Here is a 26,811-nt window from a genome sequence, read left to right on the forward strand (position 1 = left end):
ATGAGTCCCTTGCCGACCGCGAACGCGGAGATGGCGCAGTTCTTCCGCGGATGGCTGGAGACCTTCGCGGGCTATGTCCGCGAGGTCGATTACGCCTCGGCGCGGCCGCTCTTCCACCCCGAAGTGCTGGCCTTCGGCACGCATAACGACGTCATCCCCGGCCTCGATCAATGGGTCACCACGCAATGGAACAACGTCTGGCCGAAGACGACCGACTTCCGCTTCGTGCTCGATCAGGCCTCTGTTCTGGCATCTGCCGACGGCGCGATGGGTGATCGCGCCTTGGACAAGCACGGGCTACTATCCCGATGGGAGCGCGTTTGACCGTCCCGGGCGGGCGACAATGGTGTTTTCAAGGAATGGCGAGGACTGGCTGTGCGTGCATTCGCACATGTCGCTCAATCGCGGTGTGCCGCAGGCGAGCCACGCCAACCGGCCGGTGAAGGCCTGGTAGATGCGTTCCGAATAAAAAAGCCCCGGACGTCCGGGGCTTTTTGATTTCCAAATGTTGTGCGGCCTATTCCGGCTGGCCGATGTTCACCTTCAGCGTGCCGATGCCGTCGACGCCGCATTCGAGCTTGTCGCCGGGCTGGAGCTGCGACACGCCGGCCGGCGTGCCCGTCATGATGATGTCACCGGCGGCGAGCTTCACCTGTTGCGAGAGCTGCCAGATGATCTCCGGCACGTTCCAGATCAATTCGGTGAGGTCGCCCTTCTGGGCTTCCTTGCCATTGACGGTGAGCCAGATCTTGCCCTTGGAGGGATGACCGATCTTCGCAGCCGGCTGCACCGCCGAGCAGGGCGCCCGAATAGTCGAACGACTTGCCGATCTCCCACGGGCGCTCCTTCTTGCGCGAGGCGATCTGGAGGTCGCGGCGGGTGAGGTCGATGCCGACGGCATAGCCGTAGATGTGATCGAGCGCCTTGTCGGCCGGGATGTTGAGACCGCCGCTCTTCATCGCGACGATCAGCTCGACCTCGTGATGCAGATCCTTGGTCAGCGGCGGATAAGGGATGGTGGCGCCATCGGGCACCAGCATGTCGGCGTGCTTGGCGAAGAAGAACGGCGGGGCGCGCTCGTCATTGCCCATCTCGCGGATGTGCTCGAGATAGTTGCGGCCGACGCACCAGATGCGGCGCACCGGATAACGGCCGGCTTCGCCGACGACGGGAAGCGAAGCCTGGGGCGGAAGCGGGATGACGTAGGAGGCGGCGTTCATGGAGCGGTCTCGCTGCTCTTGAGGTTGATGAGGAACTCTATGCAGTTGCGCTGATCGGCGCCAGAGCGCCGGCGTCGTGATGTTGCAGCCGGAAGAACGAGGCATAGCGCCCACCGCGGCGGAGCAGCTCGTCGTGGCGGCCCTGCTCGACGATCTCGCCGCCCTCGACCACCAGGATGCGGTCGGCATGCATGATGGTGTGCAGGCGGTGCGCGATCACGATGGTGGTGCGGTTCTGGCAGAGGTGCTCGATCGCCTCCTGCACCTGTCGCTCGGATTCGGAATCGAGCGCGGCGGTGGCCTCGTCCAGGAGGATGATCGGCGCGTTCTTGAGCAGCGCGCGCGCCACCGCGATGCGCTGGCGCTGGCCGCCGGAGAGCTGCGTGCCGTGCTCGCCGACCGGCGTGTCGTAGCCGAGCGGGAAGCTCATGATGAAATCATGCGCGCAGGCGGCCTTCGCGGCTTCGATGATCTCGTCTTGGCGCGCGCGCGGCTTGCCGAAGGCGATGTTGCTCCGGATGGTGTCGCGGAACAGATAGACGTCCTGGCCCACATAGGCGGTCTGCGCGCGCAGCGACTTGCGCGAGATCGCGCCGATCGACTGGCCGTCGATCACGATGTCGCCCTGCGTCACCTCGTAGAAGCGCAGCAGCAACGCCAGCACGGTCGACTTGCCGCCGCCGGAGGGGCCGACCAGTGCGGTGACCTTGCCGGGCTCGGCCGTGAAGCTCATGCGGTTGAGGACGGTCTCGCCGTTGCGATAACAGAAGCTGACGTCGCGCAGCTCGATGCGGGCATCGGTGAGCTTGAGCGCCGGCTTGTCGTCATCGGAATGCTCGCTGGCGGGGCTGTCGACGACCTCGAGCAGCATGCGGGCGCCGACCAGCTGGCTGTTGAGGTCGATGTTGAGCCGCGCAAGCCGCTTGGCCGGCTCGGTCGCCATCAGGAACGCCGTCATGAAGGAGAAGAATGCGCCGGGCGTGGCGTTGAGCGCGACCACGGCATAGCCGCCGTACATCAGGCAGCCGGCGACGGCGAAGCCGCCTAACATCTCCATCAGCGGATTGGAGCGGTTGGCGACGCGGGCCATCTTGTTGGCGTTGCGCTCCACGATCGCGATGTTCTCGTCGATGCGGCTCTGCATGGTCTCTTCGAGCGTGAACGCCTTGACGGTGCGGATACCTTGCAGCGATTCCTGCATCGTCTCCATGATATCGGCGGTGCCGGTGAACTGGTTATAGGCGAGGCCCTTGATGCGCTTGACTAGCTTGCGCAGCACCAGCATCGCCGGCGGCACCGCGACAAGGCCGATGAACGACATCAGCGGATCCTGCCACACCATCACGCCGATCATGGCAAGCAGCATCAAGAGGTCGCGCCCGACGGCGTTGACGAGCATGTTGAGCACGTCGGTGATGGACTTGGCGCCGGCCGTCAGCCGCGCCAGGAATTCGGACGAATGCCGCTCGGAGAAGAAGCCGACGCTCTCGCGCATCAACTTGGCGAACAGCTGGCGCTGGTTGGTGGCAAGAATCGCGTTGCTGATCTTGGTCAGGATCACCATGTGGCCGTAGGTCGCCACGCCCTTGATGAAGAGCAGGATCACCGTGATGCCGGAGAACATCGCGATGCCCGGGACGTTCTTGTCGACATAAGCCTGGTTGATGACCTGGCCGAGCACATAGGTCGCAGCAGCGGTCGCGCCGGCGGCGAGCGCCATCAGCGAAAAGGCAACCAGGTAACGCCGCCAGTAGACGACCCCCTGTTCCATGACCAGGCGGCGAATCAGGACCGCTGCCGCATAGGGATCGTCGGTGATTTTCTTTGGAAACTGGGCCATCCGGTGTCCATTGACGGCGCAGGGAAAAGCCTGCCCGCGCGTCAGGGATCGAAGGGCCTCTGTGCCCGCTAAAGCTCCGCTTTTCAAGCCCAATTAAGGACTTGCGTGGGGATCGATTTTAGGCCGAGGCGGCGTGGCGGACTTCGCCATGGCGCTCGCGGAACAGCTTGTCCTCCCAGGCCAGGGCATGGGCGGCGATGGTTTCGAGGTCGTCGTATTGCGGCTTCCAGTCGAGCAGGCCGCGGATGCGGCTGGTATCGGCAACCATGGTCATGATGTCGCCGGGCCGGCGCGCAGCATATTGCACGGCGAAGCTGCGGCCTGAGACGCGGCGCACGGCGTCGATGGTCTCCAGCACCGAATAGCCGCGGCCATAGCCGCAATTCAGCGTGGTCGAGGCGCCGCCGTTGCGCAGATAGGCCAGCGCGGAGCGATGCGCCTGCGAGAGGTCCGTGACGTGGATGAAGTCGCGGATGCAGCTTCCGTCCGGGGTCGGATAGTCTGTGCCGAACACGTCGATCTTGGCGCGCTGGCCGGTCGCGGCTTCCACCGCGATCTTGAGCAGATGCGTGGCGCCGACGGTGGCAAGCCCGATGCGCGCCTGCGGATCGGCGCCGGCGACGTTGAAGTAGCGCAGGGTCACGTACTGCATGCCATAGGCGGAGGCGACGTCGTGCAGCATGATCTCGGTCATCAGCTTCGAGGAGCCGTAAGGGGACAGCGGCCGCGTCGGCGCGTGCTCGGGCACCGGCACCTGATCCGGATTGCCGTAGACGGCGGCGGTCGAGGAGAAGATGAAGCGGCCGATGCCGCGCTTGACCGCGACGTTGAGCAGATTGCGCGCGGTCGTGAAATTGTTGCGGTAGTAGCCGAGCGGATCGCGCATCGAATCCGGCACCACGACTGAGCCGGCGAAATGGATGATGCTCTCGATGTCGTGCTGGGCGATCACGCCTTCGAGCAGGTTCTCGTCGCCGGCATCGCCGATGAACAGCGGCACGCCTTCGGGCAGGTAAGCGGAGAAGCCGGTCGAGAGATCGTCGATCACGACGACGTCCTCGCCGGCTTCCGCCAGCGCCAGGACCGTGTGACTTCCGATATAGCCGGCACCGCCGGTGACTAGCACAGTCATGATCTCACCCGTCTTCGATCAACGCGGGATGCTAGCGTTTGCGTGGTGAAGAGGGGGTATCGGCGCAGCCGAACTGGTCACTATGCTTAATGTTGCGTATAGGGGCTTTGCGAAACGGAGTGTGACGTGGCGAATTCCCCCGGCGACCTCGAACTGATCGTGCCAAATCTGCACAGGCGCTATTCCGGGGTCACCGCGACCAATCGGATGGTGGCGCCGCGGCTGGCGAAGCTGTTTCGCGCGGCCTGGTTCGGCACCGACGCGCCGGAGGGGATCGCGCGGATGAGCGGTGCCGATCTGCTGAAATTGTGGCGGCGCGGGAGGCCAATGATCTGGCACGCGCGTCGCAACAACGAGATGATCGCCGGCGTCGTGCTGCGCGCGCTCGGCTGGCCGTTCAAGCTCGTCTTCACCTCGGCGGCGCAGCGGCATCACACCTGGATCACGCGCTGGCTGATCCGCCGCATGGACGCGATCATCGCGACAAGCGAGATCTCGGCCTCGTTCCTGAAGGTGGACTCCACCGTGATCCCGCACGGCGTCGACACCGACGTCTATGCGCCACCGATCGATCGCGCTGCCGCGTTCGCGGAAGCCGCGCTCCCGGGCCGCTATGCCATCGGTTGCTTCGGCCGCGTCCGCGCGCAGAAGGGCACCGACCTGTTCGTCGATGTGATGTGTCGGCTGTTGCCGCGCTATCCGGATTTCACCGCCGTCATCGTCGGCCAGATCACGCCGGAGCAAACGTCGTTCGCAAACGAACTGAAGAAGCGCATCGAGTCCGCCGGCCTGCAATCGCGCATCGTCATCACCGGCGAATTGCCGATCGAGGACGTGCAGCGCTGGTATCAGCGGCTCACCGTCTACGCCTTCACCTCGCGCAACGAAGGTTTTGGGCTCACGCTGATCGAGGCGATGGCGGCCGGCAGCGCGCTGGTCGCCGCGCGCGCTGGAGCTGCCGAGCTGGTGGTCGAGGATGGCGTGACCGGCGTGCTGATCCCGACGGGTGACGCTGATGCGCTCGCCGCGGCGCTGGAGCCGTTGATGCGCGATGTGGCGGCGGCGACAGCGATGGGCGCGCGCGGGCGGGCACGGGTGCTCGATCAATTCAGCCTCGATGCGGAAGCAAAGCGGATCGGCGAGGTCTATCGGCGGCTGCTGTGAGGCCATCCTTCGCCGGCCGCGACAAGAAGTTCGAAAACAACCCCATGCACAGTAGCCGGTGCCTGCAGAATCAATGCCTTGCTGACTGTGATGCGGATTTTACGAAATCCGGTTGACGCGTCGGGCAAAACACCTGTAAGAAGGCAGCATCACAGGAATGCCTAGCGTTTCATCTGCTGGTGCTGGTGCTGGTGCTGGTGCTGCTGCTGCTGCTGCTGCTGCTGCGACTGCGCGCCGACCGTTTACCGCCGCTTGATCTGCGCAAGGACCTCGGTCACGAACGCGTCGAGGTCGCCGCCCGGAAAGAGAAAGCCGGGCAGTCCGAGCGCCTTGCCGGCCTCGATGTCGCGAGCCTGATCTCCGATCACGAAGCTGCCCTCGAGCTGCACCGGCCAGTGCTGGATGAGATCGCGCAACATGCCGGGCGCCGGCTTGCGCCAATCGTGCTCCTGGATGTAGCCGGCGACCGTTCCTTGCGGATGATGCGGGCAGAATCGGATGTCATCGACCCGCGCGCCTGCGCCCGCGAGCTCGTCGCGCATCCAGTTGTGTAGCGCGTGCACGTCGTCTTCAGTGAACAGGCCACGCGCGACGCCGGACTGGTTGGTGAAGACAAAGACCAGATAGCCGGCCTCATTGAGACGGCGAATGGCGTTGGCGACGTTCGGCATCCAGCGGATGCGGTCTCGCGTGCCGATATAGCTGTCGTCATGGTTGATGACGCCGTCGCGGTCGAGGAATGCGGCGGGCTTCGCCGCGCGGCCCTCAGGCATTTGCAAGTCCTTGCGTCCTGGCAAGCACGTCTCGTGCGATCTCGACCACCTCCGACGCCGCGATGTCCCGCATGCAGCGGTGGTCGTTCATCTTGCAAATCGTGCGCTGGCAGGGCTGGCAGGACAGCACGCTCTTGTCCTGCACCACGGTTGCGGCAAGGCCATTGAGGGGGGCCCAGAGATAGGGGCTGGTCGGGCCGAAGATGCCCATGGTGGGCGTGCCCAGGGCGGCGGCAATATGCATCAGGCCGGAATCGTTGCTGATGGCGACGCCGGCGGCCGCCATGGCGAGGACGCCGTTGCGCAGATCGTTGCCAGTGAGGTCGCGGACATCCGGCCCGCCCGCCGCGACGATCTCCTGGGCGAGGCCCTTTTCGGCGGGGCCGCCGACCACCCAGACCTCGAGCCCGCGCTCAACCAGCAGCCGCGCGGCTTCCGGATAGTAGGTCCAGCGCTTGGACACGCCAACCGAGCCGGGGGCCAGCGCCACGGCGGCACCGGCGCTCAGCCCATTGGCCTCGCGCCAGCGGGCGATCTCCTCGGCCGGAACCCGCAATTGCGGCACCGGCCATTCCGGGGGCAGGGGCGCGCCGTCGGGCTGGGCCAGGGCGGCATTCTCGTCGATGAAGCGGGGCAGCTTTCTCTCACCCCAGCGCCAGTGGTTGATCAATCCGAACCGGAACTCGCCGACCCAGCCCACCCGTTCGGGGATGCCGGCCAGGGTCGGCGCAATGGCTGCCTTCCAGGTTCGGGGCAGCACCAGGGCCGTGCCGTAGTTTTCCGCCCGCAGCAGCTTTGCCAGGCCGAACTGGCGGCGCAGTGCGAGCCGGCTGCGGGGCAGGTCCCAGACGATGCCCCGGCGCACCCCGGGCATGTAATCCACCAGCGGGGCGCACAGGGTCGTGGTCAGGAGATCGACCGGCCGGTTCGGCCAGCGCTCCCTAAGAACCCGGACCACGGTGTGATTCCGAACGAAATCGCCGATCCACATATAGGGAATGATCAGGATCGGGCGTGTGTCGTCCCGATTTGCATCTCCGCTAAGTTGCGAATCAATGTTCATTCGTTGATGGGGCCGGGATGAGCTTGGTACGGTGGTTCGGTTAGCCGCTCCGGGCCGGCAGGTAAAGCCGGGACAGTGCGGGTCCAAAACCGCTTACACTTTGGCGGATCATGCGCTAGGGCAGGACCCGGCCGCAAAAAATCGGGCAGGTAGGTGGAATGTTGCTGGTGACCGGCGGGGCCGGTTTTATCGGATCGAATGTCGTGGCCGCGCTCAATGACGCCCGGCGCAGCGACGTCGCGGTCTGCGATCTGCTCGGCAATGAGGGCAAGTGGCGGAACCTCGCCAAGCGCCAGCTTGTGGATATCGTCCCGCCGGCCGAGCTGCTCGGCTGGCTGAAGGGTCGCAAGCTCGACGCCATGATTCATCTCGGGGCCATTTCCGCCACCACCGCGAGCGACGGTGATCTCGTGTTCGAGACCAACTTCCGCATGTCGATGCGTCTTCTGGACTGGTGCACGGCCGGCGGCGTGCCGTTCATCTACGCGTCCTCGGCGGCGACTTATGGCGATGGCGAGGCCGGCTTTGACGACGACGACTCGTTGCCGGCACTTAAAAAGCTACGGCCGATGAACCTCTACGGCTGGAGCAAGCACATGTTCGATCTCGCGGTCGCAGGGCGCGTAGCGAACGGCGATCCGCTCCCGCCGCAATGGGCAGGGCTGAAATTCTTCAATGTGTTCGGCCCGAACGAGTACCACAAGGGCTCGATGATGAGCGTGCTGGCGCGCCGCTTCGACGAGGTCAAGGCCGGCCGTGTCGTGCAGCTGTTCAAGTCGCACCGCGAGGGCATCGCCGACGGCGATCAGCGTCGCGACTTCATCTATGTCGACGACGTCGTGCGCGTCGTGATGTGGCTGCTCGCGACGCCATCGGTGTCCGGCCTCTTCAACGTCGGAACCGGCAAGGCGCGCAGCTTCAAGGACCTGATGCTGGCTGCCTATGCCGCGCTCGGCACCGAGCCCAATATCGAATATGTCGACATGCCCGAGAGCATCCGCAACGCTTACCAGTACTTCACCCAGAGCAAGGTCGATCGCCTGCACCGCGCCGGCTATAACGGCGGCTTCACGCCGCTCGAGGATGCGGTGAAAGCCTATGTCGTGAATTATCTCGACCGGCCCGACCGCTTCCGCTGAGATCTCAGGACCCATGGCGACGCCCATTCTCGATTTCGATGCTCTCGCGCAAGCCATCTCAGGCCGCACGGTGCTGTGCATCGGCGACATCATGCTGGACGAGTTCGTCTATGGCGAGGTGTCGCGGATTTCTCCGGAAGCGCCGACGCCCATCATCGCGGCACAGCGCAGCGAGATCCATATCGGCGGCGCCGGCAACGTCGCGCGCAATGTCGCCTCGCTCGGCGCGCGCTGCGTCTTCGTCGGCCTGGTCGGCGAGGACGATGCGGGCAAGCGGCTCGCTTCCGCGCTCGCGGAGCATGCCGGGATCGAGAGCGCACTGGTGTGCGACTCCTCGCGGCCGACGACGCGAAAAGTCCGCTTCGTCTCCGAGCATTTCTCCACCCATATGCTGCGTGCGGATTGGGAGCAGGCGCTAACTGCCTCGGACGATGTCGAGGCCAGGCTGATCGAAACGATCCTGCCACTGATCGCACGCGCCGACATCGTGCTGCTCTCGGACTACGCCAAGGGCGTGCTGACCGCACGCGTGATCCGCCACACCATCGATGCGGCGCGACAAGCCGGCAAGCCGGTGATCGTCGATCCGAAGAGCCTGAACTGGGCGATCTATCGCGGCGCGACGCTGCTCACGCCCAATCGCAAGGAATTTGCGGAGGCGACGCGAAGCCGAGCCGACACGCCGCAAGACATCGTCGATGCCAGCGAGGACGTGATGCGGCTCGCCGATTGCGAGGCGATCCTGGTCACGCAAGGCGAGCACGGCATGACGCTGGTGCCGCGCAACGGCGAGGCGGTTCATGTTCCGGCTTTCCCGGTGAAGGTGCGCGACGTCTCCGGGGCCGGCGACACCGTCGCCGCGGCGCTTGCGGTGTCGCTTGCCGCGGGTGCGGATTGGGATACGGCGCTGCGCATGGCCAATGCGGCTGCGGCCGTTGCCGTCGGCAAGCAGGGCACCGCCAGCGTCAGCGCCGCCGAGCTGCGGCGCAAGATCCTGCCGCATGCCTATCTTGCGGCCGAGGAGAAGATCGTGCTCGAGCCAGGCGCGCTCGATGCGCAGCTCGCCGAATGGCGGCGGCAGGGGCAGCGCGTCGGCTTCACCAATGGCTGCTTCGACATCCTGCATCCCGGCCACGTCAAGGTGCTGACCGCGGCGCGCGCGGCCTGCGATCGCCTGATCGTCGGCCTCAACAGCGACGCCTCGGTGCGGCGGCTGAAGGGCGCCGATCGCCCGGTGCAGGACGAACGCGCGCGCGCGGAGGTGCTGGCCGCGCTCGAAGCCGTCGATCTCGTCGTCATCTTCGAGGAAGACACGCCGATCGACCTGATCACCCGCATCAAGCCGAGCGCGCTGGTGAAAGGCGGCGACTACACCCGCGAGCAGGTGGTCGGCCATGAGGTCGTCGAAGCCACGGGCGGAGTGGTCGTGCTGGTCGACATCCTCCAGGGTTTCAGCACGACAGCGCTGGTCCACCGCGCGCGGGGAGGGGCCAAGTGACCGCTCAAATGACCGCCCGGACGACTGCGCCGCCCGGCGAGACGACCGCCCAGATGCTGTCGCGCCGCTTGCGCAGCCCGGCAGCCTGGTGCGAGACGGCCGACCTGTTCGCGATCCTGACCGTGGTCGCGCTGCCCTGGTCGACCTCGCTGACCGCGATCTTCAACGTCGCGTTCCTCATCTGCATGGTGCCGTTCCTCGACGTCAGGGCATTCCTGCAATCGCTGACGCGTCCGATTTGCGCGGCGCCGATCGCGCTGGTGCTGCTCGCGCTGGCGGGCACGCTGTGGTCGGAAGCGGACTGGGGCGCGCGCCTCTATGCGCTCAGTCCGACCGCCAAGCTGCTCGTGCTGCCGGCGCTGCTCTATCATTTCGAGCGCTCGCCGCGCGGGCACCGGATCTTCATCGCCTTCCTGGCGTCCTGTGCGCTCTTGTCGGTGATGTCCTGGCTGGTCGCCTTCTATCCCGACCTGACGCTCAAGCCCGACCACTCCGAACGCGGCATCTTCGTCAAGAACTACATCAACCAGAGCCAGGAATTCGCGCTGTGCGCGGTCGGGCTGGCTTATCCGATCGTGATGCTGCTGCGCCAGAAGCGCTATTGGTTCGCAGGCTTGCTGACAGCGCTGGCGCTGAGCTTCTTCGTCAACATGGCTTTCGTGGTGGTGTCGCGCACCGCGCTCGTCACCGTTCCGATCATGTTCGGCGTGTTCGCGCTGCTGCACCTGCGATGGCGCAGCATCGCGATCATCGTTGTGGCGCTGCTCGTCGGCGCCGTTCTCGCCTGGCAGACCTCAACGCAATTGCGTAAGACCGTCGACACCTTCGCAAGCGACTACCAACTCTACACGCAGCGCAATACTCCGACGTCAATGGGCGAGCGACTTGAGTATTGGCAGAAATCAATCCGGTTTCTCAAGCAAGCTCCGCTCGCGGGGCATGGGACTGGCTCTATTCAAGGGCTGTTTGACAAGGCCGCCACGGCGGCCGACTGGCTCCCGGGAGCCAGAGTGTTCCCAAATCCGCATAATCAGACCCTTTCCGTCGCGGTGCAATGGGGTGTCATGGGCATCGGCGCTCTCTACGCGATCTGGATCCTTCATGTTCTGCTGTTCCGTGGCGACGGGCTCGCCAACTGGGTCGGCCTTCTCGTCGTGGTCCAGAACGTCTTCACCTCACTGTTCAATTCCCATCTGTTCGACTATCACGAGGGCTGGATGTACGTGATCGGCGTCGGCGTTGCCGGCGGCATGGTGATCCGGGCACAACAGGCCGAGGCGAAGCTGGGGGAAGTCGATTCCTGAACGGCCGCGCGGCTGGCAACTCCTGTCGAGATGGGTTATCAGCGCGATCAGGTTGTTACAAGTTGGATCTTCATGGTCGTCGGATGACGCGTCTTTCGCATCTCACCTTGCGCAATTTCCTGATCGCGCTTCACGACCTGCTGGCGACGACAGCAGCGCTGTTCGTGGCCTTCTATCTGCGCTTCGAAGGGGGCGATGGCTTTTACGACCGTTTGCCGCTGCTGTTCCAGATCCTTCCCTATTTCCTCGCCTTCAGCGTGGTCGTGTTCTTCCTCTCGAACCTGACGACGACGAAATGGCGCTTCATCTCGCTGCCTGACGCGCTGAACATCACTCGCGTCGCGACGGTGCTGACGGTTGCCCTGCTTCTGCTCGACTACATCTTCGTCGCGCCCAACGTCCGCGGCGCCTTCTTCCTCGGCAAGGTGACGATCGTCCTCTACTGGTTCCTCGAGATCGCCTTCCTTAGCGCGCCGCGCATGGCTTACCGGTACTTCCGCTATACGCGAGTACGGCGTCACGCGCGGGAGCAGGATGCCGCGCCGACCCTGCTGATCGGCCGTACCGCCGATGCCGAGGTGCTTTTGCGCGGCATCGAGAGTGGGGCGATCAAGCGCATCTGGCCGGTCGGCGTCCTGTCGCCGTCGCGGTCGGACCTCGGTCAGCTCATCCGCAATATTCCGGTGCTGGGCGGCATCGACGACATCGAGGACGTCTTCGCCGATTTCGCCAAGCGCAACAAGGCGATTGCACGCGTGGTCATGACGCCGTCGGCGTTCGAGCCCGAGGCGCATCCGGAATCGATCCTGATGCGTGCTCGCAAGCTGGGTGCGATCGTCAACCGCATGCCTTCGCTGGAGAGCGGCGATACGCCGCGCCTCACCCCGGTCGCGGTCGAGGACCTCCTACTGCGGCCGAGTGAGAAGATCGACTATGCGCGCCTGGAAGCGCTGATCAGGGGCAAGGCTGTCATCGTCACCGGCGGCGGCGGCTCGATCGGTTCGGAGATCTGCGAGCGCATCGTCGCCTTCGGGGCCGCGCGGCTGCTGATCGTGGAGAATTCCGAGCCGGCGCTCTACGCCGTCTCGGAGACGCTCACCGCGCGCGGGGCTGTGGCCGCGATCGAAGGACGGATCGCCGACATCCGCGACCGCGAGCGCATCATGCGCCTGATGGCCGAGTTCAAGCCTGACATCGTGTTCCACGCCGCAGCGCTCAAGCACGTGCCGATCCTCGAACGGGACTGGAGCGAGGGCGTCAAGACCAACATCTTCGGCTCGATCAACGTGGCTGACGCAGCGCTTGCTGCCGGCGCCGAGGCCATGGTCATGATCTCGACCGACAAGGCCATCGAGCCGGTGTCGATGCTGGGCCTGACCAAGCGCTTCGCCGAGATGTACTGTCAGGCTCTCGATCACGATCTTGCGGTGGCAAGCGGGGGCGCCAAGCCCTCGATGCGGCTGATCTCGGTCCGGTTTGGCAATGTGCTGGCCTCGAACGGCTCGGTGGTGCCGAAGTTCAAGGCCCAGATCGAGTCCGGCGGCCCGGTGACGGTGACGCATCCCGATATGGTGCGCTACTTCATGACCATCCGCGAGGCCTGCGATCTCGTCATCACGGCGGCGACGCATGCGGTCGGAACTCAGCGCTCGGACGTCTCGGTCTACGTCCTCAATATGGGCCAGCCGGTGAAGATCGTCGATCTCGCCGAGCGCATGATCCGCCTGTCCGGTCTCCAGCCGGGCCACGACATCGAGATCGTGTTCACCGGCATGCGGCCGGGCGAACGGCTGCACGAGATCCTGTTTGCCTCCGAGGAGCCGACCCGGGAGATCGGTGTTGCGGGCATCATGGCCGCGCAGCCGAACGAGCCGCCCATGCAGATGCTGCGCAAATGGATCGCCGCGCTGGAACAGGCGATCGCGTGCGACGATCGGGCGACCATCAGGACCATCCTGAAGGACGCGGTTCCGGAGTTCGGGTCGACCGCGGCGTGACCATGCAGTCCCAAGGCAAGATCGTCGTCGCGAGCCAGCACTATCCGCCCGATCCGAGCACGACCGCGGCGATTATGGCCGAAATCGCCTGCCGCATCGCCGGGGATCACGAGGTCGTCGTGCTATCGGGGTCGCCCGGCGCAGTGCCGGATTCGCAAACCGGCCCGGGCAAGCCGCGCGTCATCGCCGTCAAGAACCGGATGGCGGGCAAGGCGGCACTGGTGCGGCGCGGCATGTCCGAGCTGCTGTTCGCGGCGCGCATCTTCTTCGCGCTGATCCGGGAGTTGAGGCGAGGCGACGTCGTGCTCACCGTCACCGCACCGTTCATGCTGCCTTATTCGGTCGCCGCGGCAGCAAGGCTGAAGGGCGCGCGCTCGGCGTTGATCATGCACGACCTCTTTCCGGACGTGCTGGTGATGGCGGGCCTGCTCAAGCCTAGTGCGATCGTCACGCGGGCCATGCGCGCCGTCAACAGCATGATGTTCCGCGCGCTCAACGCGGTCATCACTATCGGCCGCGACGCCGAGCGGCCGCTGCTCAGCTATTCCGGCATGACGCGGAACAAGATCCGCTTCATCCCGAACTGGGCGACGCTCACACCCGGGGCGCGCCCGATCACATCGGACAATCCATTCCGCCAGGCGATTCCCGCGCGCTTCATCGTCGGCCTCTCCGGCAATCTCGGCTTCACCCATGATCCTGAGATCGTGTTCGAGGCGGCGCGGCTTCTGAAGGACGAGCAGGACATTTACTTCCTCCTGTCAGGCTGGGGCATCGGTTTCGAGCGGCTGAAGCAGTTGCAGGCTGAGGCGAACCTCGCCAATGTCTCCTTCGTGGGGCGGGTCGAGGATGCCGAGCTCGAGGCGTTTCTGGCATCCGCCAATCTCTGGATCATTCCATATCGGAAAGACGTTGCGGGCGTCTCGGTGCCGAGCCGGTTCTACAATTTGCTGGCGGTCGGCCGTCCGGTGGTGCTGGTCTCCGAGCCGGAGGCGGAGGCCGCGCTGACGGTCGTGGAAAACGGGCTCGGCTGGGTCGTCTCGCCAGGCCGTGCTGATCGGCTCGCCGAGGCGATCCGCGCGGCCTCCCGTTCCGACGACGGAGAGATGGCGGCGCGCGCGGTGAAGGCGGCTGCAAGATTCGACCGCGCGCGTGCGATGAACGACTATGCCGCCCTGATGGATGAATTGTTGCGCAACCCGGACCTATCGGAGCAGCGGTGAGCGCGCGTAAAGCTGTCGTATTGGTGACCGGAGCGAATGGCTTCATCGGCCGTCATGTCGTGCCCGCGCTCTCGCGCGCGGGATGGCTGGTGCGACGAGTGGTCCGCGGCCCTCTTGGCACCCACGACGAAGTCGTGATCGAATCGATCGGTCCCGATACCGATTGGAAAGCTGCGCTTGAGGGCGTCGACGCCGTCGTCCATCTTGCAGCGCGCGTGCATCACAAGCACGAGGAGCACGCGGTCCAGCTCTACCGCAACGTCAACATTGCCGGCACGCTGCACCTGGCGCGCTCGGCGGCTAGCGCGGGCGTGCGCCAGTTCATCTTCCTCAGCACCGTTCTCGTGCACGGCCGCAACAATGATGGCCGTGCGCCGTTCATGGAGGACGACATCCTCACGCCGCGCGGTCTCTATGGCATGTCCAAGGCCGCGGCCGAGGCGGGCTTACGGACGCTGGCGCGCGACAAGGACATGAAAATTTCGGTGATCCGGCCGCCGCTGGTCTATGGCGCGGGCGCCAAGGGCAATTTCGCGCTGCTGACGCGTGCGGTCAATCTGGGGCTGCCGTTGCCATTCGCCGCGATCCACAATCATCGTGCCTTCCTGGCCGTGCAGAATCTCTCGTCATTCATCCTGCGCCGGCTGTCCCGTCCGGATCCTGCGAGCAATTTCGAGATATTCTTGGTGGCCGACAGCGAGCAGGTCTCGACGCCCGAATTCATTGGGCGCCTGGCAAGGGCGTGCGGCAAGAGCCCGCGGCTGTTCGGGGTGCCGCCAAGGCTGTTGAGCTGGCTTCTCGGCGCGATCCGCCAGCAGGACGCATATGACAGCGTGATCGGCTCCCTCGAACTCGACGTCTCCAAGGCGATGTCGACGGGATGGCGGCCCGAGGTCTCCCTCGACGAGGGCTTGCGGCTCGCACTGACGGGTCAGGGCGCCTGAGGACGCGAGAACCTCCGCAGGACGAAGCCGATTGCGACCACGCCTAAAAGCAAGGCGATCGCGCTGACCGCCATCGAGCCGGCCTGAACGGTGAGGATGGCGAGCCCCGCAAGCACGAGGTTGAGCGCGAAGGCCTCCCCGGTCACCCGCGGGACGGTAAAGCCGTTTTCGGTTGCGCGCTGGTAGAAGTGCGAGCGGTGCGCCGACCAGAACTGCTCGCGGCGCGCGATGCGGCGGAACAGTGTGATGGTGGCATCCGCAAGGTAATAGCCTGGCAGCAGCAGCGCTGCCGCGACCTGTCCGTGCCAGGCAAGCTCCAGCAGGCACCAGCCGAGCAGCAGGCCGATCGGAAGGCTGCCGACATCGCCAAGGAAGACCTTTGCGACCGGCTTGTTGAACGGCGCGAAGCCGAGCATGGAGCCGCATAAAGTCGCCGCAACCATTGCGGCCGGCCGGGTCAGTTCACCAAGCCATCCAAGCAGCAGCAGCGCCGCGGTGATCGGCACCACCTCGGCCACCGTCATCAGGTCGAGCCCGTCCATAAAGTTGACGAGGTTCACGAACCAGACGCCGGCGAGCAGGATGAGCCCTCGTTCCAGCGCGAGCGGCAGCGCCGGCACGATGCGCGCGGTCTCGGGCGCGGTGAACACCACTGCGCCGACGCAGGCGGCCTGCAGTGCGAGCCGCACCAGCACCGGCAGCGACTTGATGTCGTCGGCGAACCCGACGATTGCGATCACGACGGTTGCAACGACGAGCGCCGGCGGAATCGCTAGGTTGGCCCAGGCGGCCCATGCCAATGCGACCAGCAGCGTCGCGGCGATGACCGCGATGCCCGCGCCCTGCGGCGTCGGAATGCGATGCGAGGAGCGTGCGTTGGGCCGCGCCAATGCGTAGCGCTGCAGCAGCGGACGGCTCGTCCAGGTGATGACGGCCGATATCAGCGCGGCGATCGCAAGGGCAAGCAGCGCGGGCACGACGGCAACGGCTTCGGCGGCCGGGTTCACTCGGGCACCCCAATCGGCGCCGATCCCTGCGCGGCCTTCTCGGCGCTGAAGATCCAGACGAGGCCGCCGATCGCACCGACGATGAACGAGACCGCGCCGAACAGCAGCGAGACGTTGACGCCTTCGCTGGTGGCGAGGCCGGCGAAGCCGAAGGCGAGGCCCATGGTCGCTTCGCGCACGCCCCAGCCGGCGATCGAGATCGGCATCAAGGTGATCAGCATCACGGGCGGGATGAGCAGGAAGGTCTGGCCGAAGCTGACCGGTGCTGCGATCGATTGCACGACGCACCAGGCGATAACGATGGCGAGCACGTGAATGAACAGGGACAGGATCGCGATGATCGGTCCGCGCCTGGCGTTGAAGATCACGCGGTTGGCGATCACGGCGCAAGCGTGGATGTGATGGGTGGCCCACCAGGTCTTCAGCCAGCGCCATTTCAGCGCGCCGAAGACCAGGAAGCCGAGCCCGCCCGCGAGCGCGGCGAGGTCGAGCAGCAGCAGTGCCGAGCGCCCATGCGGATCGGTGATGAGGCTGTAGCTCCAGGGCAGGCTCGCGACGATGAGGATCGCGAGCGCAATAAGGCCGATCGCGCGGTCGACGAAGATCGAGTAGGTCGCCGCACGCCATCCGGCGCCGGCGCGCGCGACCAGCCACAGCCGGACCGCATCGCCGCCGATCGCGGACGGCAGGGTCTGGTTGAAGAACGCGCCGATCACATTGTAGCGCATGGCCCGGCCGAGCTCGAGCGGCGCGCCGCATTCGGCGCTGATCTCGCGCCAGCGCAGCACACCGACGAAGATTTGCAGGAACGTGACCGCGATCGCCGCGGCGATCCAGAACAGGCTGCTCGCATTGAAGCGCGACAGAAGTTCGGACAGGTCGACTTTGCGCAGCGCCAGGTAGAGCAGCGCTGCGGAAATCAGGATCTTGGTCGCAGAAAGCAGGATTCGGCGCATCTCGCCCGCATGAACAGGGTTAGCTTACCCGACGCCAGGCGCCGAATTTGGCCGCTTTGGTATGGTTTTGGCGCCGATCTTGCAAGAGCGGTGATTTGGAGCGGCCACGAAGGCAACGGGCTCTTGCGACCCCCTCGCGACCGCGGCTAAAGAGGCGCCGTGAGCTGGGAACGCCGCGGGAACAGGATGACGGATCAGGCGATTTTGGTCACAGGAGCCGCCGGCTTCATCGGATTTCACCTCGCCCGGCAGCTGCTGGGCGAAGGCCGGGCCGTCGTCGGGCTCGACAATCTCAACAGCTATTACGATCCGGGACTGAAACAGGCGCGCCTCGCGCTGTTGCGGAACGAGGCCGGCTTCTCCTTCGTCGAGGCCGATCTTGCCGACCGTGACACCATCGCGGCGCTGTTTGCGCGGCACGGATTTGCGCAGGTGGTGCATCTCGCGGCCCAGGCCGGCGTGCGCTACTCGATCGAGCAGCCGCATGCTTATGCCGATTCCAATTTGGCAGGTTTTCTCAACGTGCTCGAGGGCTGCCGCCGTAACGGCTGTCGTCATCTCGTCTACGCCTCGTCATCCTCCGTTTATGGCGCCAACACTAAACTGCCATTCTCTGTGCAGGACCGGACCGATCATCCCGTGAGCTTTTATGCTGCGACGAAGAAGGCGAACGAGGTGATGGCGCAGTCCTACAGCCACCTCTACCGGCTGCCGGTCACCGCCTTGCGCTTCTTCACCATTTACGGCCCGTGGGGCCGTCCCGACATGGCCATGTTTCTGTTTGCGAACGCCATCATGCAGGGCAAGCCGATCCGGCTCTTTAACCATGGTAAAATGCGCCGCGACTTCACCTATATCGACGACGTCACCCGCGTATTATCCAAGCTGATCGATTTGGTGCCTGCGGCTGACCCGGCCGCCGCAAATGCGCCGTCCAAGGTCTACAATGTCGGAAATCACCACCCGGAGGAGCTGATGCATGTCGTCGCGCTTCTGGAGCGGGAGCTGGGCCGGACGGCGATCAAAGAATTGCTGCCGATGCAGCCGGGAGATGTTTTGGAAACGTTCGCGGATGTCGAGGACCTGATGCGCGACGCCGGCTTTGCGCCGTCAACGCCGATCGAGCAGGGGGTCCGAAATTTTGTCGCCTGGTACCGAGACTACCACAAGGTTTGAGATGACGATGGACAAACGCATTATCCCCCTGATCATGTGCGGCGGTGCCGGCACACGGCTGTGGCCCGCTTCGCGCGAGGTGCGGCCAAAACAGTTCCTGCCGCTGTTCGGCACGCGCTCGACCTTCCAGGACACGCTGCTGCGTGTCTCCGATGCCGCGCTGTTCGATCGACCGATCGTCATCACCAATGCCTCCTACCGCTTCATGGTGCTGGAGCAACTCGCCGAGATCGGCATCGAGGCCGACGTCATCCTCGAGCCGATGCGGCGCGACTCCGGTCCCGCGATCGCCGTGGGCGCGGCGTTCGCGCAAGCGCGCGCCAAGGAGGCGATCGTGCTTGCGCTCGCCGCCGATCACGTGGTGCAGGATAATGCCGCTTTCGTCGCCGCCTGCCGCGAGGGCCTTGTCGCCGCGAGCACCGGGCGCATCGTCACCTTCGGCGTCAAGCCGGAGCGGCCGGCGACCGAATACGGCTATATCAGCCCGGGCGAGGTGATCGCCGGCACGGTGCACGCGGTCGCGCGCTTCGTCGAGAAGCCGGACGCGGTGAAGGCGGCCGACTACGTCAATTCGGGCTATCTCTGGAACAGCGGCAACTTCATGTTCCCGGCGAGCGTGCTGCTCGACGAATACCGCAAGGTCGACGCGGCAAGCGTCGAGGCGGTGTCCAGTGCGGTCACCAAGGCCGGCCGCGATCTCGGCTTCGTCACGCTGGAGCCGAAGGCGTTCGGCGCGGCCAAGGCGATCTCGATCGACTATGCGGTGATGGAGAAGACCTCGCGCGCCGCCGTCGTGCCGGTGTCCTGCGGCTGGTCGGACGTCGGCTCCTGGCGCGCGGTGTGGGAGTTGTCGGACAAGGACGCGCAAGGCAATGCCGCGCATGGGACCGTGGTGTTCGAGGATTCCCGCAACTGCAACGTCAGCAGCGATCACGCCTTGGTCGCGCTTGAAGGCGTCGACGATCTCGTCGTGGTCGCCACCGCGGATGCGGTGCTGGTCTCGCGCCAGCAGGATGCCAACGGCCTCAAGCGGCTTGTGACCAAGCTGAAAGAGGTCGCGCCGAAGGTGACCGAGGAGCACCTCAAGGTGCATCGTCCCTGGGGCAGCTATCAGTCCGTCGACAACGGCGCGCGCCATCAGGTCAAGCGCATCGTCGTGAAGCCGGGTGGGCGGCTGTCGCTCCAGAAGCATCATCACCGAGCCGAGCACTGGATCGTGGTCCGCGGCGCGGCCCAGGTCACCGTCAACGAGACGGTGAAGACCGTGCACGAGAACGAGTCGATCTACATTCCGATGGGCGCCGTCCATCGGCTCGAGAATCCCGGCAAGATCATGCTGGAACTGATCGAGGTCCAGACCGGCTCCTATCTCGGGGAAGACGACATCATCCGGATTGAAGACGACTATCAAAGGTCGTAACCAGCAAACTCCGAATCACGCGACCCGGCCCGAAGGCGGTCTCTTCCGGCGCCCTAAGGCCCGGGAAACGTGTAATTTTTTGAATCAAATCGTGTCCGGGTGACTTACCCGGCATTCGCCACAAATGTGACGTCCGTGCTAGAAGCGGCCCGGGGATTTGCGTTGAATCGGGGTTCGATCAGATGAGTTCCAAAGGGTCTCAACCGGCAAAGGCCGGCTTGCGCGTCGGCGTGATTGGCGCCGGTGTGATGGGCAGCAACCATGCGCGCGTGCTGAGCGGTCTTCCCGGCGTCAGCCTGGTCGGCGTGGTCGATCCGTCGCCGACGCACCTGACCCGCACCACCGAGCTTGCGGGCTGCCAGGGCTTCGAGACGCTCGACCAGCTCCTCGCCGCGGGCGTCGATGCAGTCACCATCGCGGCGCCGACCCATCTGCATCACGAGGTCGCGCTCGCCTGCATCGCCAAGAACATCCACGTGCTGGTCGAGAAGCCGATCGCCTCCACGGTGGAAGAGGGCCACGAGATCGTCGCCGCCGCGCAGAAGGCGGGCGTGACGCTGATGATCGGCCATGTCGAGCGCTTCAATCCGGCGGTTGCCGCCGTCAAGCAGGCGATCGCGGGCGAGGACATCCTCTCCATCGCGATCACCCGCGTCGGTCCGTTTCCGCCGCGCATGTCCAATGTCGGCGTCGTCATCGACCTCGCCGTGCACGACATCGACCTGATCCGCTGGTTCACCGAATCCGATATCATCGAGGTGCAGCCGCAATTGTCGAGCGCGGTCGCCGAGCGCGAGGACATCGCGCTGCTGCAGTTCCGCACCGCCAGCGGCGTGCTCGCGCACATCAACACCAACTGGCTGACGCCGTTTAAGGCGCGCAGCGTCACGGTCGCCACCCGCGGCAAATATGTGATGGGCGATCTGCTCACGCGCCAGGTCACCGAATGCTTCGGCTTCAAGCCTGACGGAAGCTATTCGATGCGGCATCTGCCGGTCGGCCATGACGAGCCGCTCCGCGCCGAGCTGATCGCGTTCCTCAAGGCCGTGCGCCACGGCGAGACGCCGGCGGTCACCGGCGACGAGGGCGTTGCCAGCCTCGAGATCGCAACGCGCTGCCTCGAAACGCCATCTCGGCCGGCGGCCTCGTCAGCTGCCCGCCAGGCCCCGCGCCGGGTCGCCGGCTAAAACGCTTTCCATGTCGACCGCGCAAGAAGCCGCCAAGAACCAGACCATGAACCAGCACCTACGTTCCGAACCCATCCCCTTCATCGACGTCGCCTCGCAGCGCCGGCGGCTCGGCGCCTCGCTCGATGCGGCCGTCAAGCGCGTGATGGACCATTGCCAGTTCGTCAATGGCCCCGAAGTCGCCGAGCTCGAGAAGCAGCTCGCGGCCTATGCGGGCGCCAAACATGTGATCGGCTGCGCCAGCGGCACCGACGCGATCCTGATGGTGATGATGGCGAAGAATGTCGGGCCCGGCGATGCCGTGCTGTGCCCGTCCTTCACCTTCATCGCGACCGCTTCGCCCGCGGCACGGATGGGCGCGACCCCGGTCTACGTCGATGTCGACGAGACGACCTTCAACATGAGCCCGGACTCGCTCAAGCGCGGCATCGCGACCGCGCGCAAGGCCGGTCTCAAGCCTGTCGCAGTCATTCCGGTCGATCTGTTCGGCCAGCCCGCCGATCACGACGCCATCGCCGAGATCGCCAAGGCCGAGGGCCTGTTCGTGATCGACGACGCCGCGCAGGGGTTTGGCGCAAGCTACAAGGGCCGCAAGCTCGGCACCTTCGGGCTCGCCACTACGACGAGCTTCTTCCCCGCCAAGCCACTCGGCTGCTTCGGCGACGGCGGCGCGATCTTCACCGATGACGACGAGCTCGCTGACACGCTGCGCAGCATCCGCGTGCACGGGCAGGGCGTCGACAAATACGACAACGTCCGTCTCGGGGTCACCGGCCGGATCGACACCATGCAGGCTGCGGTGCTGATCGAGAAGCTGAAGATCTTCGACGACGAGATCGCCGCCCGCAACAAGGTCGCAGAGCGTTATGCGCGGGGTCTGTCCAACGTCGTCACCGTGCCGCGTCTGGCGCCGGGCAACACCTCGGTCTGGGCGCAGTACACCATCCGGCTGCCTGAGGGTACCGACCGCGGCGGCTTTGCCGCCGCGCTGCAGGCGCAGGGCGTGCCGACCGCGATCTATTACGGCAAGTCGATGCACCAGCAGACCGCCTACAAGCAGTATCCGGTCGCCGAGGGCGGCCTGTCTGCTTGCGAGAGCCTGTCGCAGGACGTCATCAGCCTGCCGATGCACGCCTATTTGACCGAAGCCGACCAGGAGCGAATCATCGCCGCCGTGCAAGGCGCGCTCGCGGGCTGATTTCGTCGTTCTTGCTGCGCTGGTCGTCATGCCCGGGGCTTGTCCCGGGCATCCACGTTCTTTGAGTGTGCGGCAAGGCGTGGATGGCCGGGACAAGCCCGGCCATGACGCTGGGGAGACCGTCGGCGCTCCAAGCGCACACTTCCCTCGCGCCTACCACCTAGACCTAATCGTGCCATGCTCTAAAACAGATGCATGCTCGGACGTATCTTCACTGTCGGTGGTTACACGCTGCTCTCGCGGCTGACGGGGTTTGCCCGCGACATCATGCTGGCGGCGATCCTCGGCGCCGGCCCGGTGGCGGACGCCTTTTTCGTGGCGCTGCGGCTGCCCAATCATTTCCGCGCGATCTTCGCCGAAGGCGCCTTCAACGCCGCCTGGGTGCCGGCCTATGCCCATGTCCATGGCGAGCGCGGGGAAGGGGCGGCAAAACTGTTTGCCGACCGCATCTTCACGCTGCTGCTGGCTTCGCAGGTGGTGCTGCTGATCCTGGCCTGGCTGTTCATGCCTCAGGCCATGAGCTTGCTTGCGCCCGGCTTTTCCGAGGATGCCGAGCAGCGCAAGCTTGCGATCGAGCTGACGCGGATCACCTTTCCCTACCTGCTGCTGATCACGCTGGTGACGCTCTATGGCGGCATGCTCAACGTGATGCAGCGCTTTGCCAGCGCCGCTGCCGCGTCGATCTTCCTCAATGTCGCGATGATGATGACACTGGCGCTGGCCGCCTGGTTTCCGACCGCGGGTCACGCCGCGGCCTGGGGCGTGCTGATCTCGGGCTTCCTCCAATACTTCCTGCTCGCCGGCGATCTCGCCCGCCATGGCGGCCTGCCGCGCTTTGCGCCGGTCAAGCTCGACGAGGATGTCCGCGGATTTTTCAAGGCGCTTGGCCCGGCGACGCTGGGCTCGATGGGCACGCAGGTCGCGATGTTCGCCGACACGATCATCGCGACCTTCCTGCCGGCCGGCGCGCTGTCGGCGCTGTACTATGCCGACCGGCTGTATCAGCTGCCGATCGGGGTCATCGGCATTGCCATCGGCACGGTGCTGCTGCCGGAGATGTCGCGGCGGATCACGGCGAACGACCATGACGGTGCGATGAAGTCGCAGCGCCGCGCCTTCGATTTCACGCTGCTGTTCTCGGTTCCATTCGTCGCCGCCTTCCTCACTGTGCCCCAAGAGATCATGCGCGCGCTGTTCGCCCACGGCGCGTTCTCGAGGGCGGACGCGGCCGCCGCCGGCGCGACGCTCGCGGCCTACGCGATCGCATTGATCCCCGCGGTGCTGATCCGCAGTGCGGTCGCGACCTTCTATGCGCGCAAAGATACGGCAACGCCGGTGCGCGCTTCGCTGACGGGCATCGCCGTCAACGTCGCGCTGAAATTCGCGTTGATGGGCACGCTCGCCCAGATCGGCCTTGCGCTCGCGACCGCGGTCGGGATCTGGACCAATCTGCTGCTGGTGCTCTTATTCGCCGTGCGGCGCGGCTTTCTCGTGCTGGACCGCGCCTGGCTGATGGCGCTCGCCAAATTCCTGCTGATCGGCATCGTTGTCGCCGCTGCCTTCTGGCTGATCGCGCGCGTCAGTGCTTTGGCTCTGGGCTCGATGCACTTCCACGATGAATTGACGCTGGTCCTGTTGGCCCTCGGGGGTACGATCGTTTACGCGCTCGCGATCCTCGTCCTGTTTGGCCGCGGCTGGCTGGTCTCACTGGTGCGCGGCTAAAGCGCGATGAGATTGGGATGAATCGTCATCGCGCTTTAGGATGTTGTTTGCGCATGATCTTTTCGGAAAACCTCTTCGCACTTTTCCGGATCATGCTTTTAGGCGCCGGAGCGCGGCGCGCTCGCCTCCAGGATGCAATCAACCTACGCACAGCCCTTAATTTTATGCGGTTGGCGTGGTACTAACGCCTCATGATCAAATCCGTGCGCAAACTGAACTCGATGAACATGACCCTCTTCGGCTGGGCCGTGGGAGGAGTCGCGCGCTAGGAATTCGACGACGACATCTTTCCACCAGGGCCCCGCCGGCATCGGACGGGGCCTTTTCATTGGCCACGCTCTCTGCCGGCACAACAGCAGGAGCGTGCGAGCTCAACTGACGGACAGTACATGCGAGACGGAAGGCGATGCCGTGAGGCGCGGCCTTGACCTCTCCATTGTCTTGAGCCCGCTCAAGCGATATTGGCGTGCGTTTCAGGACTGGCGCCGGATCCCACGGGTCACCTTGCAGGACCTCAGTGACAGGGAACTGATGGATATTGGCTTGACGCGCAATGAGATCGACTGCTTCACGCCTGAACGCGCGATCGACGCGCTAAGGGATAGCGTAACGGATCTCTGGAGCCGTCGAGGGATGTAGACGATGGCCGCCAGACACGGACGCGTGCTCGATAGCAAGCGGTCTGCATGGCTGCTTCCCACATGCGGTGGTTCATCCTATTGCCGCGGGATTAAACCTTGCGCGCTGTGGCGACGTATTGCGCCCCCAAGGGCAACCAACCCAGCTTGTTCTCAAACGGCCGCAGCCGCGCGAGGGCGCGAGGAAAAAAGAGGTTGTACTGGATGCGCGATGCGGCCCAGCCGGAGGCTTGCAGCCGCTTCGCAAGATCGCGAGCGTAAATCAGCCTGGCGTTCTCGTCAAATGGACAGGTGTTCACCGCATGCACCGTCAGCGGATTCACCGGATTATGCTCGAAGATGGCGATCAAGCCGCCCGGCCGAGTGATGCGATGCAGTTCTTGCAGCCACCGCAGGTGCTCCTCGTGCGGGATGTGATGAAACACACAGGCTGAAAACACCGCGTCGAAGCTGTCGGCCTCGACCGGAATCCGGTCGTTCTCGATCAGCACGCAGTTGCTGGCTTCGGGGTATCGCTGCCGGCCCAATGCGAGGCTCCGCTCGCTAACATCTGAGGACGTCAGCGCCGCTTCAGGAAAATAGCGCCGAAAATACGGAATCGAATTGCCGATCCCGGAACCAAAATCGCAAATCCGCTTCACCTCGATACGCGCGCGATTGACGATCTCGCGGAGCGACTTGATCTTGTATTCGGCGAAATATTCCGGGCCCTCGCCGGTAACGGCGATGTTCTCGCGATGCTGGTCGTCATAAGCGTCGGCGAAGCGATCGAATTCGGCCTTGTCCATACGGCGATCCAGCTATCGAGCGTTTAATTGGATATCGGTATCCGTCCGCTCGAATCATGCATCAACGGGTCTAAAAATTGATGAACAATTAACCGGACTTGGCCGAAGATCGGAAGCGGGAATTTGGACCGACCCACCCTCGGACAGAGACTGGCGGATAGATGGACCTTCAGGACGAGATGCCCCGACCTGGAAAGATGTTTCTGTCGATCGTTGTGCCCTGCTACAACGAGGAAGAGGGGCTGCGCGAATTCCATCGCCAGATGGTTTCGGCGGCGCGCGCGCTATGTGGCCCGAAGTTCGAGCTGATTCTGGTCGATGACGGGTCGACTGACGATACCTGGAAGATCATCAACGAACTTCTGGCGGAGGACCGCAACATCGTCGCGGTCCGGCTCGCACGCAATCATGGCCATCAACTCGCGCTCACGGCCGGACTTTCGACCGTGCGCGGCGATATCGTGCTTGTCATCGATGCAGACCTGCAGGACCCGCCGGAACTCCTGACGCCGATGTACGAGATGATGGTGCGCGAAGGCGCCGACGTCGTCTATGGCATGCGACGCAGCCGCGCCGGCGAAACCCGCTTCAAGAAGAAATCAGCGGAAGCGTTCTACCGCCTGCTTGCCAAAGTCACCCGCGTCCATATTCCCGTCGACACCGGCGATTTCCGCCTGATGAGCCGGCGGATCTCCGACCAACTCGTGCAGATGCCGGAGCATGACCGCTTCATCCGCGGCATGGTGGCATGGCTCGGCTACAAGCAGGTCGCCTACGAATACGATCGCCATCCACGATTCGCAGGTGTCACCAAATATCCCCTGGTGAAGATGATCGGCTTTGCTGCCGACGCGCTGATCAGCTTTTCGATGGTGCCGTTGCGGATCGCAACCTATGTCGGCGCGCTGTTGACGAGCTTGCTGACGTTTGTCGGCATCGTGGCGGTGGTAGGCTGGCTGTTCTCCGGCACTGTGCCCGGCTGGACCAGTTTGACGCTCCTGGTCGTCATGATTTCCTCTGTTCAGCTCCTCGTGCTCGGCCTGATGGGCGAATATATCGGCCGCATCTATATCCAGTCGAAGAACCGTCCACTGTTCTTGATCTCGCAGATCCACCGCCGCGGCCGTCTGCCGCACGGTGCGGAAGCCGCAACCGATCTGGAGCGGGCGCCGTTCAGGACATTGCTCGCGCAATCCGGACCGGAGGTGCGCGGCCAACTTCACGACCCGGTACCCTGATGAAGGCGCTGCTCAACCGTCCCGTCTCTGATTAGGTCTACCAGAACATCGGGGCTCGGAGCTCATGAGCCTGTCCTGAGAGGAAGCATCCCCGCGCCGGCGAGAGGAGCGCCCTTGGCAAACTGCTAAACCCATTTGCTTTGCCATTTTTTCCACGGCAATATGGTTCGCAAAACAACCATGA

The 26,811-nt window shown here is 64.7% G+C and carries 20 protein-coding genes and 2 pseudogenes; 14 read left to right on the top strand and 8 right to left on the bottom strand.

What is annotated here, in order from left to right; genetic code table 11:
• Positions 1 to 454 (top strand): annotated as a pseudogene (locus tag ACVWY3_RS03870) (YybH family protein).
• A 63-nt stretch (positions 455 to 517) separates the two neighbouring features.
• Here the strand turns inward: ACVWY3_RS03870 and ACVWY3_RS03875 are convergent.
• The 3 genes and pseudogenes from ACVWY3_RS03875 to galE form a co-directional block, all read right to left on the bottom strand.
• Positions 518 to 1,220, bottom strand: a pseudogene (locus tag ACVWY3_RS03875) (fumarylacetoacetate hydrolase family protein).
• 37 nt (positions 1,221 to 1,257) lie between these two features.
• Positions 1,258 to 3,060: an ABC transporter ATP-binding protein gene (locus tag ACVWY3_RS03880; protein WP_456837262.1), complete on the bottom strand. Its 1,803-nt coding sequence runs from the start codon at positions 3,058 to 3,060 to the stop codon at positions 1,258 to 1,260.
• A gap of 118 nt (positions 3,061 to 3,178) precedes the next feature.
• Positions 3,179 to 4,192 (bottom strand): UDP-glucose 4-epimerase GalE, encoded by a 1,014-nt coding sequence (gene galE / locus ACVWY3_RS03885; protein WP_456837263.1) that lies wholly within the window; start codon positions 4,190 to 4,192, stop codon positions 3,179 to 3,181.
• Positions 4,193 to 4,318: 126 nt separating this feature from the next.
• Between galE and ACVWY3_RS03890 the strand changes: the two genes are divergently transcribed.
• The gene (locus ACVWY3_RS03890) at positions 4,319 to 5,356 is read left to right on the top strand and encodes a glycosyltransferase family 4 protein (RefSeq protein WP_456837264.1); all 1,038 of its coding nucleotides are present in this window, start codon (positions 4,319 to 4,321) and stop codon (positions 5,354 to 5,356) included.
• A 242-nt stretch (positions 5,357 to 5,598) separates the two neighbouring features.
• Here the strand turns inward: ACVWY3_RS03890 and ACVWY3_RS03895 are convergent, their stop codons facing one another.
• Both ACVWY3_RS03895 and waaF read right to left on the bottom strand, forming a co-directional pair.
• Entirely contained in the window at positions 5,599 to 6,129 is a 531-nt protein-coding gene (locus tag ACVWY3_RS03895) for a D-glycero-alpha-D-manno-heptose-1,7-bisphosphate 7-phosphatase (protein WP_456837265.1), read from the bottom strand.
• Entirely contained in the window at positions 6,122 to 7,192 is a 1,071-nt protein-coding gene (gene waaF, locus ACVWY3_RS03900; protein WP_456837266.1) for a lipopolysaccharide heptosyltransferase II, read from the bottom strand. Before waaF ends, ACVWY3_RS03895 begins: the two co-directional genes overlap by 8 nt.
• Positions 7,193 to 7,350: 158 nt before the next feature.
• Between waaF and rfaD the strand changes: the two genes are divergently transcribed.
• From rfaD to ACVWY3_RS03930, 6 genes are all read left to right on the top strand, one after another.
• The gene (rfaD, locus tag ACVWY3_RS03905) at positions 7,351 to 8,331 is read left to right on the top strand and encodes an ADP-glyceromanno-heptose 6-epimerase (protein WP_456837267.1); all 981 of its coding nucleotides are present in this window, start codon (positions 7,351 to 7,353) and stop codon (positions 8,329 to 8,331) included.
• 13 nt (positions 8,332 to 8,344) lie between these two features.
• Entirely contained in the window at positions 8,345 to 9,829 is a 1,485-nt protein-coding gene (gene rfaE1, locus ACVWY3_RS03910; RefSeq protein WP_456837268.1) for a D-glycero-beta-D-manno-heptose-7-phosphate kinase, read from the top strand.
• An 8-nt stretch (positions 9,830 to 9,837) separates the two neighbouring features.
• Positions 9,838 to 11,133: an O-antigen ligase family protein gene (locus ACVWY3_RS03915; protein ID WP_456843284.1), complete on the top strand. Its 1,296-nt coding sequence runs from the start codon at positions 9,838 to 9,840 to the stop codon at positions 11,131 to 11,133.
• Positions 11,134 to 11,216: 83 nt separating this feature from the next.
• Positions 11,217 to 13,130: an SDR family NAD(P)-dependent oxidoreductase gene (locus tag ACVWY3_RS03920; RefSeq protein ID WP_456837269.1), complete on the top strand. Its 1,914-nt coding sequence runs from the start codon at positions 11,217 to 11,219 to the stop codon at positions 13,128 to 13,130.
• 2 nt (positions 13,131 to 13,132) lie between these two features.
• Complete coding sequence (locus tag ACVWY3_RS03925; RefSeq protein ID WP_456843285.1) at positions 13,133 to 14,353, top strand: glycosyltransferase family 4 protein; 1,221 nt, start codon at positions 13,133 to 13,135, stop codon at positions 14,351 to 14,353.
• Complete coding sequence (locus ACVWY3_RS03930) at positions 14,350 to 15,297, top strand: NAD-dependent epimerase/dehydratase family protein (protein WP_456837270.1); 948 nt, start codon at positions 14,350 to 14,352, stop codon at positions 15,295 to 15,297. Before ACVWY3_RS03925 ends, ACVWY3_RS03930 begins: the two co-directional genes overlap by 4 nt.
• Here the strand turns inward: ACVWY3_RS03930 and ACVWY3_RS03935 are convergent.
• On the bottom strand, positions 15,285 to 16,304 hold the full coding sequence (locus tag ACVWY3_RS03935) for a glycosyl transferase (protein WP_456837271.1): 1,020 nt from the start codon (positions 16,302 to 16,304) through the stop codon (positions 15,285 to 15,287). The genes ACVWY3_RS03930 and ACVWY3_RS03935 overlap by 13 nt on opposite strands.
• Positions 16,301 to 17,260: a lysylphosphatidylglycerol synthase transmembrane domain-containing protein gene (locus ACVWY3_RS03940; RefSeq protein ID WP_456837272.1), complete on the bottom strand. Its 960-nt coding sequence runs from the start codon at positions 17,258 to 17,260 to the stop codon at positions 16,301 to 16,303. Before ACVWY3_RS03940 ends, ACVWY3_RS03935 begins: the two co-directional genes overlap by 4 nt.
• Before the next feature lie 186 nt (positions 17,261 to 17,446).
• Between ACVWY3_RS03940 and ACVWY3_RS03945 the strand changes: the two genes are divergently transcribed.
• The 5 genes from ACVWY3_RS03945 (at position 17,447) to murJ (ending at position 23,963) form a co-directional block, all read left to right on the top strand.
• A complete protein-coding gene (locus ACVWY3_RS03945; protein WP_456837273.1) occupies positions 17,447 to 18,436 on the top strand; it encodes an SDR family NAD(P)-dependent oxidoreductase in 990 nt (329 codons plus the stop codon).
• Positions 18,437 to 18,443: 7 nt separating this feature from the next.
• Positions 18,444 to 19,856 carry a mannose-1-phosphate guanylyltransferase/mannose-6-phosphate isomerase gene (locus tag ACVWY3_RS03950; RefSeq protein ID WP_456837274.1) on the top strand — a complete coding sequence of 471 codons (1,413 nt, stop codon included), beginning with the start codon at positions 18,444 to 18,446 and terminating at the stop codon, positions 19,854 to 19,856.
• A 182-nt stretch (positions 19,857 to 20,038) separates the two neighbouring features.
• Positions 20,039 to 21,043 carry a Gfo/Idh/MocA family protein gene (locus ACVWY3_RS03955; RefSeq protein WP_456837275.1) on the top strand — a complete coding sequence of 335 codons (1,005 nt, stop codon included), beginning with the start codon at positions 20,039 to 20,041 and terminating at the stop codon, positions 21,041 to 21,043.
• A gap of 10 nt (positions 21,044 to 21,053) precedes the next feature.
• On the top strand, positions 21,054 to 22,241 hold the full coding sequence (locus ACVWY3_RS03960) for a DegT/DnrJ/EryC1/StrS family aminotransferase (protein WP_456837276.1): 1,188 nt from the start codon (positions 21,054 to 21,056) through the stop codon (positions 22,239 to 22,241).
• A 195-nt stretch (positions 22,242 to 22,436) separates the two neighbouring features.
• Positions 22,437 to 23,963, top strand: a complete 1,527-nt coding sequence (murJ, locus tag ACVWY3_RS03965) for a murein biosynthesis integral membrane protein MurJ (RefSeq protein WP_456837277.1) — start codon at positions 22,437 to 22,439, stop codon at positions 23,961 to 23,963.
• A 730-nt stretch (positions 23,964 to 24,693) separates the two neighbouring features.
• Here the strand turns inward: murJ and ACVWY3_RS03970 are convergent.
• The gene (locus tag ACVWY3_RS03970; RefSeq protein ID WP_456837278.1) at positions 24,694 to 25,389 is read right to left on the bottom strand and encodes a class I SAM-dependent methyltransferase; all 696 of its coding nucleotides are present in this window, start codon (positions 25,387 to 25,389) and stop codon (positions 24,694 to 24,696) included.
• A gap of 197 nt (positions 25,390 to 25,586) precedes the next feature.
• On the opposite strand from ACVWY3_RS03970, the gene ACVWY3_RS03975 reads away from it, so the two are divergent.
• On the top strand, positions 25,587 to 26,627 hold the full coding sequence (locus tag ACVWY3_RS03975; RefSeq protein WP_456843286.1) for a glycosyltransferase family 2 protein: 1,041 nt from the start codon (positions 25,587 to 25,589) through the stop codon (positions 26,625 to 26,627).
• Positions 26,628 to 26,811 lie beyond the last annotated feature (184 nt).

It is taken from the genome of Bradyrhizobium sp. USDA 4486, from assembly GCF_054057995.1.